The following is a 12,883-nucleotide window of genomic DNA, read 5'->3' on the forward strand; positions in this document are numbered from 1 at the left end:
TTATAGTAGGTCTGCAATCTTGTGCAGTACGTGGACATAGGCCTTCATCATCTGTTCCGCCCAAGTCTTCTTCAGTTTTCCAGCTTGATATTCGCACAGGAAGCGTACCTGCTCCGCACGCACATCCATATGAAGCACCCAGTCAAATTGCCGAGTCACCTCATGTCCCGCCGGCGTATGATTCAGAAACACACAAGGGAGAAAAACAGATGGATTGGCGTTTCCTGTCCCATTTGGCAACATACCTGGGATCGGGTAAAGGTCGGTCTCTTTCGCTTTTTGACGATGACCAGCAACCTCTATGCACAGGGCGCTAAAATCATCATTTTCCGTCAATCGTACACGCAGCGGATACAAGCTCTCCCCTGTCGGTTGTGATGCGGGAAAAGAGGACTGTCCATGGTGTATGAACTGTTTATGTGGTAATGGGTATCCTTCACCGATGGGCAATACCAGTTCGGACTGACCTGTCATTTGTGACAAAACATACGTATAAACGGCTAGTAACAAGTCTGTTAGGGCAAAATCCTGACTCCAGACTGCTTTCTGTAACGTGGTCAACAGGTCCGCAGGTAAGGTAAAGGTGAACGTAGCCTGCCCCTCGGCTCCTCCATCTGTCCGCATCACCTCATTCCACGGAATAAAAGATAACGGTTCAGCCAAATAAAGACGCCAGTATTGCTCCTGACGCTCATATCGTTCCTGTTCCGCATCCGTCCATGCTTGTTCTCCTTGCTGCTGCTCCAGAAAACCGGAAAGTCTCGCAATGGTCGGATAGGCAAAGCAGTCTGCAACGCTGATTTGCCCTGGAAAGATTTGCTGAAGACGAACATTCATTTGAATGAGTAGAACCGAATTGCCCCCCAGCTCAAAGAAATTATCGTGAATGCCAAGCTCACTTCTGTGCAATACCTCTTCCCAAATTTGGCTGACCTGCATTTCCACCTCTGTAGCAGGTGCTGTATACTCCACTCCAAGAAGAGGACGGCTATGATCCGGCTTGGGCAGCATTCGACGGTTTATTTTCCCGTTCGGCGTTAAAGGTATCTCCGACAAGGTAATAAAATGCGACGGAATCATATATTCTGGCAGTCGGGCAAGCAGATGATTGCGCAGCTCACCTACCGTCAAATTCTGCTGGCCTACCCAATAGGCACAAAGGGAGCGGTTCTCCTGATCGTCTGATCGGTCCTGTACCACCACAGCTTCCCGAATGGCAGGATGAGCCATCAGCGCCTGTTCAATTTCCCCCAGCTCCACCCGATAGCCACGGACCTTGATCTGATCATCCATCCGGCCCAACACTTCAATCTCACCGTTAGGCAGCCACCGCGCCAAATCTCCGGTCTTAAACATTCGCTCACCGGACCGGAACGGATTGGCTTTGAACTTCTCCGCTGTCAGCTCAGGGCGCTTGTCATAACCGGATGCAAGTCCCTTGCCTCCAATCCAGAGATCACCCGCTACAAGATCCGGTACAGGCTGGAGCTGCCCATCCAGAATATATACTTGTGTATTCGCTATCGGCGTACCCACTGTCACCCGCTCGTGCTGGGTAAGCTCCTGCACAGTTGACCAGACTGTAGTTTCGGTTGGGCCGTACATGTTAAAAATGCGCGCAGTGGTCATCTCCTGCGTCTGACGAAGCAATGGCTCTGGTAAAGCCTCGCCTCCCACCATCACGACCTGCAACGTGCGCATACTCTCTTTTGCTTCCGGGTGCATAAGCAAAAGCTGAAGCCGCGAGGGTGTCATTTGCAGCAAGTGCGGACCTGTTCGGCGAATCGCCTCCAACAGCAGTTCAGCATTTGCCTGCTCTTCTCCCGTAGATAACACTACCCGTAGCCCCTTCGCCAAAGGCAGTAGCGTTTCCAATACAAAAATATCAAATGCAGCAGTAGTTACTGAGAAGAAGGTTTGACCTTCAGGAAACGGTATTCGCTCGGTAATCCCGTAGATCAGGTTCACAATGGCTTCCTGACGGATCATCACGCCTTTCGGATTTCCAGTCGAGCCTGAGGTGAAAATCATATACGCCAAATCATGGGGTCCCGGCTGTGTGATCTCCAGCCTTTTTCCATCCTGACGGTATATACTCTCGTCATTCAACGAAATGACTTCGCCTCTAAAATCCAGTTCATCCAGCAGCGTGTCCCGACTAATAAGCCATTGCGCTTCACTCTCTTCCAGCATGTAGGAAATACGCGCCGCAGGATAGTCGGGGTCGATCGGCAAATAGGCAGCACCTGCCTTTAAAATGCCGAGCATCGCCGTCAGCAAATCTACCGACCGTTCCAGCAGCAAGGCAACCACCGTATTCACGTCCGCTCCTTTGCTGCGCAATGTTCTCGCCACCCGATTGGACAGGACATCCAGCTCGCCATAGGTCAAACGCCGGCTCCCACATTCTACCGCTATGGCGTCCGGCATCCGTGCAGCCTGTTCTTCGAACAGGTGATGCATCAGCTTGTCAGCCGGAAGCGCAAGCTCAGTCGCATTGCGGGCGACAAGAATGCGTGATTGCTCCGCAGGAGTCAGCAGGCTGGCAGCATACAGAGGACGGTCTGGCTGCGAAGCCAGTTGGGCCACCAGCTCTATGAAATGCTGCGCCATCTGGCGAACCGTATGCTCGCGGAACAGTTCCGCGCTGTATTCAAAGGTACAATGCAGCCCATTAGGGCGATTATCACTCGCACCTTTAGCAGTCGGCATCTCAACCACGGTCAGCATCAAATCAAATGAAGCAAAAGGGCTTTCCAACGGATAAGGCTTCACCTGTAAACCCGGCACTTCCCTGCTGCCATCCATAAAATTTTGCAGCCGAAACATCGTGTCAAACAGCGGATTACGACTCAAATCCCGCTGGAGATGCAAGCGATTGACGAGCATATCAAAGGGGTAATCCTGATGCTCAAACGCATTCAACGCATTGTCTTTGACCTCGTCCAGAAACTGTCGGAAGGTCTTCTCCTGTACGGGAGCATTTCGTAACGTAAGTGTATTTACGAACATACCGAGCATCCGCTCCAGCTGAACATGCGATCTCCCGGCAACTGGCGTACCCACCACGATGTCCTCCTGTCCACTGTAGCGGGACAAGAATACATTGTATGCCGCGAGCAAAACCATAAATAACGTGGCACCACTCTCCGTTGCCAGCTTCCGCAAACTTGTTGCACAGTCTGACGACAGACTAAATTCCAGCGAGCCCCCGGCAAAGCTCCGTTGTCTTGGTCTTGGATAATCTCCCGGCAGATTCAGAAGCGGAATTTCCTTTCCAGTGTGCTGTTCGTCGAACATCTTCAGCCAGAACGCTTCCTGTTCTTTCAGATGTTCCCCGCTGAGCTGTGTATGCTGCCAGGCGGCAAATTCTTTATACTGAATGTGCGGTTTTTCCAGAGCGCTTCCTTCCATTAGGGAGATAAACTCATCAATAAGCACTGTCGCAGAAATTCCATCAAAAATAATATGATGCACATCCAGCAGCAGAACATGGCTCTGCTCCGCTAATCGAACCAGCATTACCCGTAAAAGCGGGGGCTGTTGCAAATCAAAAGGACGCAAAAATGATTGCTGAATCTGCGGCATATCGGCCGCCGTCCCTTCGGTATATTCCATTTTCCAAGCTACATCCGAATGAATCTGCTGTACTACCTCATCCTCCAGCAGGGTAAAGCCCGTTCGAAATACTTCATGCCGGAGCAGTAATGTTCGAAACAGACGTTCAAGCTGCTCTCTTTGGATACTGCCTTCCAAATGCCAGGCAGTGAACACGTGATTGCTCAGGCTTTCTCCTTCCAATTGATGCAAAACAAATAATCGTCTTTGAGCGGCGGAAGCTGGGTAATACTCCTGCTCAGGCAACGGTTCAATAGAAGCTGCATGAACAGAGGTCTTTTGACGAAGCAAATCTGCCAACTCACGAATGGTTTGATGATCAAAAAGTTCTTTGAACGTCACTTTTATCTGCAAGCGCTCCTGAATCCGGTAAATCATTTTTGCCATCTTGAGTGAATGTCCACCCAACGCAAAAAAGGGGTCCTGTACACCCACTTGCGCTATATCCAAAATTTCTGTCCAAATAGTGGACAGCTCTTGCTCCATACCGTCCCTTGGAGGTACATATTCTGTTCCTGCAAGACTTCTTCCCTCAGGTTTTGGCATATGCTTACGGTCGATTTTACCGTGTGGGGTCAAAGGCATGGCTTCGAGAGGGACCAACAGACCGGGAACCATATAGTCGGGAAGCCGTTCTTTTAGATGTTGGCGCACCCCTTCTGACGTCATTTCCGGCGACTGCAATGTGTAATAGCCGATCAGCCCGGTTAATCCCGTTTCCTCCACATGTGCAATCACCGCTGCCTCACGAATAGATGGAAGACTAACCAGCGCCTGCTCAACTTCCTTCATTTCGACGCGAAATCCCCGCACCTGAACCTGATCGTCCTTTCGCCCAAGATACTGAAATTGCCCGTCCGGAGTCTGACAACCTAAGTCTCCCGTTCGATAAAGCCTTTCTCCGGTAAACGGATGCGTAGTGAAGGCTTTGGCTGTCAAATCCGGCTTGGCCCAATATCCGCTCGCCAGTCCTGTCCCGCCGATACAAATCTCGCCTTGCACTTGGAATCCGGCAAGCTGTCCATCCTGATCCAGTACATACACATGAGTATTCGCAATCGGCAGCCCCAGAGGAATACGTAATGTTCCTGCATCCGGCTTGTGCTGAATGATATGCTGGGTCGCATAGATGGCCGATTCGGTCATGCCGTATAGATTGGCGATTTTCGCTGTGCGAAAAAGAGTGTACCATTCCTGCACGATATTCACCGGAAGCGCTTCGCCCCCGTTAAAAATCCACTTTAGATCAGGCAATGGATGAGATTCCCCCGCATTTCGTACGGCACTTAGGAAAACATTCATGAGCGCAGGAACAAATTGAGTAACCGTCACTTTTTCCCGCTCCATAAATGGGTATAGCTGTGCAGGGTCTTTGACGATATCCACAGGTACAATCGTTAATTTGGCTCCCTCCATCAGCGGCCAGAACCATTCCCACACCGAGTCTGTAAAGCTGGTAGACGTCTTCTGCGCGATGACATCGTCTGCTCCCAGAGCAAAGGTATCCTGCAACCAAAATAACGTATTCAGCACAGCCTTATGGGTCATCATCACCCCTTTGGGCTGTCCCGTGGAGCCTGAAGTGTACATAATATACGCCAGGTCTTTTTCCTTAGGAATATTTTGCAGACTCAGATTATCCGTAGACATCCCTTGTTCTTTGACAGGAATAAAATAAGACTCATCCCCTCGCATCTCCCGCAGTCTAACGATCCACTCCGACTCTCCCCATACCGTTTCATCTAGACAAATGACAGTTTCAATACAGTCTGGCAAATGATCTAACGTCCGCCCGAAATAACGTGAATTCGTAACAAGCACGCGGCACGAACTGTCGTCAAGCATATACTTGATTCGGGATTGCGGATAATCAGGATCAATCGGTACATAGGCACCACCGGCCTTCATAATCCCTAAAATAGCGGTAAGCAATGGGACATCCCTATCCCCCATAATGGCAACCAGCGAGTTCGGACGAACTCCATAACGACTGAAAAGCTGGCCCAATTGGTTGGAGCGAAGGTGCAGCTCCTTATAGGTGACAGCCATCTCGCCGTCCAGAACCCCCACTGCATCAGGGGTACGGAGCGTCTGCTCCTGAATACGGGACGTAATCGTGACTCCAGCCGGATAAGCCTTCTGCGTATCATTAACGCGATGGATCACCGCCCGTTCCTCTGCCCCCATGTAATCCATTTTCCACACAGGCTGCTCCGGGTCCTGAATGGCACCCGCAATAATGTTACGGAAATACGCTCCGATCCTGGACATCGTTGAGGCTGTAAACAAATCTGTTCCATAGCTAAGCGATATGACCAATTCGTCATTTACGGATTCCACGATTACGGTCAAGTCAAACTCGTTCGCGTCGGCACCATTTCCCAGCTTGATTCTTTCCATCGGGATTCCCCCGAAGTTCTCCTCATTTTTGGAGCCGGCTGCAAAATTAATCAGGACGTCAAACAGCGGGGCACGATTTAGGCGGCGCGGACGGTTCAATACCTGCAATAGCTTGTCAAAAGGATAGTCCTGATGGGCGTATGCTCCTGCGCACTCATCTTTAACTTGCTGTAACAATCGGGAAAAAGAAATGTCCCGGGAAAGTCGATTCCGCAGCACGAGAGTATTTACAAAAAAACCCATCAGGTTTCGAACCTGCTTTTGATTCCGTCCCGCCACAGGAGTACCAATAATAATGTCCTCTTGCTGAGTAAGCCGGGCTAATAACACATTCAGACTGGTAACGATCGACATGAACATGGTGGTTCCGTACGTGCGGTTCAACCGCTCCAAGCCCGCGCATAATTCCGCATCCAGAATGACCTTTTCCACCGCCGCCGGAGCATTTCGGATGCTCGGACGCGGAAAATCCAAAGGCAATTGAAGACTTGGCAATTCACCATCCAATCGGGATTTCCAGTATTGCTCCTGCGAGCTTAGTTTTCCAGTAAGCACCTGCTGATTTTGCCAATGTGCATAATCAATATACTGGATCGGCAATGCTGGCAAATAGGGGCTTGTTCCTTGCTCCAACGCCTGATAAATATGAAACAGTTCTTGAAAAAACAGATCCATAGACCAACCATCTTCAATGATGTGGTGCATACAAATATGAAAAACATAGTCGTTTGCCGCCAGCATGTAGATCTGTGCCCGCCATAATGGACTCTGTTCCAGATCAAAAGGCTGATTCATCACAGTCTGTATTTCTTTTTGTACCTCTGCCCACGCTGTTTCTTCCCCTGTATCCGATACATCCACAACAGGCACGTTTAAGGTCAATTGCTCCAGCACCACTTGCTTCGGTACACCTTCGACCACCGTGAACACTGTACGAAGGATAAAATGTCTTTCAACGATGGTATGGAGGGCCTGCTGTAAATACGAGGTATTCACAACTTGTCTGGTTCGAACGGCTACCGACTGATTTAAGGCGCTGCTCTGAGCGTCCAGCTGGGACTGAACCCAGAACCGTTTCTGCCCATGAGACAGATCATAGGTCTGCTTCTCTCCCATGTGTAAACCTCCATCTATACATTATTCGAGGATATGTTACTGCTTTTCGTATAACGTTTCATTGCACCAGACATACCGGGTTCCGTTCCATTCGGTTGCAGAACGCACATCCGGGAAAAAGCCGCTGCCGAGCAGATTGGCGCTAGTATTACACAGCACTGGAATGCCGCTCAAATTCTCGTACGCATGCAGTAAATCATAGATCAGCGGATTATCCTCCCGACTCACCGTCTGGAGGCGTGCCGTTCCATCGAGATGACGGATCGCAGGAATGCGTTCCACCCATTCATCACGCAACATATGATCAAAAAGCATATACGGATCACGGGTTCCCGGTGAAAAAATAGCCGGTGCACGCTCCTCCATACAGATCGGTGAGACCGGACGATATTCTTCCCGCTGCTTGATGGCATTCAGGCGGTCTTTCATATCCGGTTGAACGGCAGCTGCCAGTATACTCCGGTTGCCCAAAGCACGTGGTCCCAGTTCCGCCCGATCATGCAGCACCACGACTGGATCATCTGTCGTATGCAGCAGCTCCGCAAGCTGTGCTACCGTACAAGCACGTGATTCCCAGCCTTCTGCTGGCTCATTTTGAATGACCATGGGTCCGCTGTACACAGACCAATTCAGATGGGGATGACCTGTCTGATGAATCATTTCACAACAGGCAGCACCAATCGCCGAACCTGTATCATTGGTAAACGGAGAAACAAACACATCGTCAAATAATCCACTTTCCCGAATTGCACTGTTCCATTTGATATTCAGAGAACAGCCTCCTATAAAGCAAAAGTTTCGTGTTTTCCGTCCATGCTTGGTCACACTCGCCTCCAGCGAGGTTACGAGAAGCTGCTCCAAATACTGATGGAAAGACGCCATGGCGTCTGCATGCGGAATATGATGTTCATCTACATATCGCTTGATTTCCTGGGAAAAGGTCCAGTTAAACTCCATTGAGGGTGAAAAATGCCGTGCATACGTCAGTTCAAACTGTTCGAGCAGCTCTGGACGTACCTGTCCCTTGGCAATGTAGGCCATGACCTTGCCCGCTACCGAAAGATCATCCACACGCGGTCCTTGCCCTCCGCGAAGAAAAGGCTCAAAGTGCAGCGAAAACAGTGAATAAATGTTGCCAATGTACATGAAAAGAGGACCCAGATTTTCTAATTTTCCGTTCGCTGGATCAAAGTAATAAAAACGCGGATACATGCCGCCATCGTACACAAGCGCGTAAGACGGCTCCTTGGTCACCGCGTAAGGACTTGCACAATAGGTGCTGGCGATATGTGTGGTTGAATGCATATAGCTGGTATAGTCGTAGGTTCTTCCGCCAATGGCAAGTCCGTTGCCCGAATAGGCTTGGAGCGCGTCGGCTGAAAGCGATACTTCGCGGTAAGGTGCAACCGTGAGAGACAGCTCCTGCCCATGGGAACGCGTATCCACCTTGCTTTCCTTCAATCCGGCCCAGCCGTCGATGACAAACCGATCCACATCTGCCGAGGTATAACCATGCTGGTTAAGCACTTCCTCGACAAAATCCAAATCAGGAATTTCGCTGTAGCGTTTGTTGTTATTGAATTTTTCAACCTCATAGCTGAAAATAAGCTTGTTATCCTCAATTAAGGCCACACTACCATCATGCGTTAATTTCAGTCCGCAGAATAACATGTTCCTTTCACTCCCCACCTGTTAGCCCAACACAAAGCCGCTTTATTGTTCAGCCTCAGCAAAATGACGCGGTAACACCGGAATGATATCGGATTCCTCGGAATCGACACGATTGGATTCATCTATCCAGCTTCCCAGCCCGCCCACCGTTGGCTCCTGAAAAAAGACCTGAATCGGTACATCTATGGCCAGCTGGTCTTTAATTTTAGCAATGACACTCATCAGCATCAGCGAATCTCCATTTTCAAAAAAGTCCTGGTGTATGCTAATTTCCTCATGCCCCAGCACCTCGCCCCAAATCTGACCTAGCTGCCGTTCTGTTTTCGAATATGCATCTCCATCACGGCCGATCAAGGTCACTTGAATGTGAGAGTTCATGTGCACTCCAGTGTCCGTAGCCTCCGACTTGGGCTGTAGCGTACGAAACAGCTCTTCCTCGAAGGAGACAAATTTAGCGCCCAGCTGCACATTTCGCTGGATCATATCATTCAGTGCCTCATTAGAGGTAATAAATTGCTTCAGCTCTTGATAAGACTCCAGTAAATGAATATAGGCTTCAGGCTCTTGCTCGCTGTGTCCCTGCGCTTGCTCTGTCATTTCCTTTGTTACATCCGGGGAAAAGCGGATCTTGAGCAGCGTCAGCATTTGAACCAGCTCCTGGCTGCGAATGTTGGCAATGACCGTTTGGGTCAGCTTGTATTGCAAAAGCCGATCAAGCAGCTGACCATAGTCCTCCGAGGAAATCGGCTGAGATAACATCCGTTGCTCCATCAGCTCATCCGATGGAGCCTCCAGTTCCAGATGCGACCAGTTGATCGCCATCATCTCCATGCCACGACGGCTCTGATAGTGGGCATACTGATCCAGAAATGCATTTGCAGCAGCGTAGCTGCCCAAGCCTGCACCTCCTAACTGCGAAGCTACTGACGAGAATAGGAGCCAGAAGTCCAGCGCCTGATCCTTGGTCACCTCGTTCAACACCCATGTTCCTATGACCTTGGCTTCCATGGTTCGCTGGAACGCGGCCGCATCCATTTGCTCCAGACGAATTTCCTCCAGATGCATCGCAGCATTCATGCCCCCATGAATCGGGCCGTAACGTGCATGTACATCATCCACGACCTGCTTCATTACGGCCAGATCCGTAATATCTGCCGCATAGTAGCTCACCTCGGAGCCGAGCTTTTCAATCTCTAGCAGCTCACGAATTTTTCTCGTGCTCACAGAAGCATCCGGTTCCGCGGCTCGTTCCTGCCAAGTTTCCCGGTCCGGAAGCACAGTACGGTTCACCAGCACGAGCTTAACCTTCGCCTGCCGGGCAAGATAGCGGCAGGTTTCCAGTCCAACCGAGCCGGCTCCCCCGGCAATCAGATAGACGCCGCCCTCACGGATCGTAATCTTCCGATGTGGAAGAGCCGTAAGCTGCATTCGTTCCAGCTGCTGCGTATACCGCTGGCCGTTTCGCCATGCTGAACTCTGCTCTGCCTCGTCCCGATCCAATTCCAGCATAATTTCCCGAGCAATATCGGAATTATCGCGTCCGATCGTTTCTACATCCATACAGCTACAACGATGCTGGCTATATTCCTGTGAGATCACCTTCATTAATCCCCACAGAGGCGCCTTTTCCGGGAATACATATGTATCCTCCGCTATGACCAGCTGTGCGTAGTTCGAGACGACTTTGATTTCCAACGGGTGATGAATCGAGCTTGCTTGAACAGCCTTCATCAAATAAAAAAGACTTAAAGCCCCTTGCTCCTGACTTTCATTCAAATCATCGAGCTGTCGCATGCGACTGCGAATTTCGGTGCAGGTCCACAAGTGAACGATACCGGAAAGCTCTGCTCCCCCTCGCGTTTCAACCTCGGTCACGGCTGCAAGCAGCCTGTTATAATCCTCCGTATAGCCGGGACGAATCTGATAATGACTCGGATCTATGGCAGCATAATCAGATGCAGCCTCTACGATAATAGGTGTGAGTCCTTGATCCTTCATAAGCTCGCTAAGTGAAGCAGCTACGCCTTCTTCATCCGCCAGAATAAGCCATGACTTACTGGTAACCGACCGTTCTTGGGAGGCAGAAGCCGTCAACGGACTGGCTACCCAATTCAGTTCATAGAACCACTGGTCAACCTGCTTCTCCGGTACCGATCTCAAGGCTGGGGAATCTACTACATGCTCCATCGCATGCTCCGGGATATAATCCACCCAATGCCGCTTGCCTGCAAATGGATATACTGGTAAAGGAACACGATGTCTTTGATCCAAATCATGCAGAGCACTCCAATTGATATCGCTACCTTGCATATATTCATCCACAACCCGATCCAGGCTGGTGTCAGGCTGTACCTTGAAGCTTTTCTCCTCACGGGTCGTTAGGCGGGTATAATATATCCCCTCTCCCGCTAAAGCTGGACGTGCAGCTTCATCTACATTTGCAAAACGCTCCAGCCCTTCCTTCAACTCTTCAAGACTTGTAGCTACAATCGCAAGCCGATAAGCATAGTGCCCCCGTCCCTGATTGCTTGTAAAACAAATATCTGGCAGCGCATGAGCCGTGCGATCCAAAAACGTACGATAACGGTCAACCAAAGCACCAAAGGAAGCTTTACTCTTGGCAGACAACGTAAATACATACGGTACGTTTTCTCCGCTGGCGGACTGGCTCTGCTCGTCCTGCTCATATTCCTCCAATATGACATGACAGTTAGTTCCTGCTAGACCAAAAGCACTTACTCCTGCCCGCCGTGGCACTCCTGCCTCCGTCTCCCATGGAACCAGCTCTGTATTCACATACACAGGCGATTCGATAAAATTAATGTGCGGATTTGGCTCGTTAAAATGGAGGGTTGCCGGAATTTCCTTCTTTTGCAATAACAGCACCGTTTTGATCAGACCTGCAATACCGGCTGCGGTGTCCAGATGACCTATGTTCGTTTTTACCGCGCCCAAGGCACAAAAATGCCGCTTGTCCGTGTAGCTGCGGAAGGCGTTGGTAATGCCTTCAATCTCAATCGGATCACCTAGACGAGTTCCTGTACCGTGAGCCTCAATATAGGTTACCGTTTCCGGAGAGATGCCCGCATTACGCCAAGCTTCCTTCATCAGCTCCGTCTGAGCCAAGGCACTTGGCGCGGTAATGCCGTTGGACTTTCCGTCCGAATTCATGGAGCTGCCTTTAATGACAGCGTAGATATGGTCCCGATCCTTTTTAGCCTTTTCCAGCGTCTTCAGTACGATGACCCCGAATCCCTCGCCCCATACCGTCCCATTCGCTGCGGCATCGAAGGTACGCGCAACAGAGTCGGGCGAAGCAATGCCGATATCGACCAGCCCTTCATCTACGGGAAATAAGGTCAGGTTCAGCCCGCCAGCTACAGCCATATCACAATCGCCAGTAATCAGCCCTTTGACCGCATGATGCACAGCAGCCAAAGATGCCGAGCAGGCGGTATCAATCAGATGGCTGCCGCTGGCGAGATTCAGCAAGTAGGCCACCCGACTGGCTACGACTGAAATGGTATTGCCGGGTAAGGCATACGGCTCCATGTTCTGAATCAGTTGCAAGTAATCGGCATCCGTATCCCCTACGTATACCCCGGTTCGTGAGCCGTACAATTCCTTTTCGGCATAACCGGCATCCTCCAGCGCTTCCCAGGTAACTTCAAGGAAAATGCGCTGCAAAGGGTCCATACACCGGGCTTCTGCAGGAGTAATGTTAAAATATTCCGCATCAAAACGATCAATATGGTCCAAATAGGCTCCTCTGCGATACTTGATCTCCGGCGCATATCGTTTACCTTTAAAATAGTCCCGAATAGGCCGATCCACGTCAGCCTTGCGGCTTTCCGGGAAGTCCCTCACGGCATCCATGCCGTTCACGAGATTATCCCAAAACTCATCTGTTCCATTTGCGCCCGGAAACCGACAGGCCATCCCAACAACGGCAATATCATCAACCTTCACCGTCTTGGCCTCATTTTCGAATAGCTCTTTTAGCATCGGCAGAGCTTCTATCTTGGAGAGATGTTTTGCGGCAACCTGAGCTAGCAAATACTTCTGAACCCGTTTCATA

Annotated in this window: 3 protein-coding genes; all 3 read right to left on the reverse strand. The window is 50.3% G+C overall.

Features of this window, described 5'->3' with window-relative positions:
* The 3 genes from ACQW03_RS05505 to ACQW03_RS05515 are packed head-to-tail and all read right to left on the reverse strand — an operon-like array spanning nucleotide 1 to nucleotide 12,882.
* The gene (locus tag ACQW03_RS05505; RefSeq protein ID WP_441948622.1) at nucleotides 1-7,134 is read right to left on the reverse strand and encodes an amino acid adenylation domain-containing protein; all 7,134 of its coding nucleotides are present in this window, start codon (nucleotides 7,132-7,134) and stop codon (nucleotides 1-3) included.
* A 36-nt stretch (nucleotides 7,135-7,170) separates the two neighbouring features.
* Nucleotides 7,171-8,805, reverse strand: a complete 1,635-nt coding sequence (locus tag ACQW03_RS05510; protein WP_441948624.1) for a carbamoyltransferase N-terminal domain-containing protein — start codon at nucleotides 8,803-8,805, stop codon at nucleotides 7,171-7,173.
* Nucleotides 8,806-8,847: 42 nt separating this feature from the next.
* The gene (locus ACQW03_RS05515; RefSeq protein ID WP_441948626.1) at nucleotides 8,848-12,882 is read right to left on the reverse strand and encodes a beta-ketoacyl synthase N-terminal-like domain-containing protein; all 4,035 of its coding nucleotides are present in this window, start codon (nucleotides 12,880-12,882) and stop codon (nucleotides 8,848-8,850) included.
* Nucleotide 12,883 lies beyond the last annotated feature (1 nt).

Origin of the sequence: Paenibacillus sp. DRB1-1 (genome assembly GCF_052119485.1) — a bacterium.
Lineage (GTDB): Bacteria > Bacillota > Bacilli > Paenibacillales > Paenibacillaceae > Paenibacillus > Paenibacillus polymyxa_B.

Bases quoted from the DNA above. Each gene is read 5' to 3' on its own strand.
- ACQW03_RS05505 (WP_441948622.1), bottom strand. From the start codon at position 7,134: ATGGGAGAGAAGCAGACCTATGATCTGTCTCATGGGCAGAAACGGTTC.
- ACQW03_RS05510 (WP_441948624.1), bottom strand. From the start codon at position 8,805: ATGTTATTCTGCGGACTGAAATTAACGCATGATGGTAGTGTGGCCTTA.
- ACQW03_RS05515 (WP_441948626.1), bottom strand. From the start codon at position 12,882: ATGAAACGGGTTCAGAAGTATTTGCTAGCTCAGGTTGCCGCAAAACAT.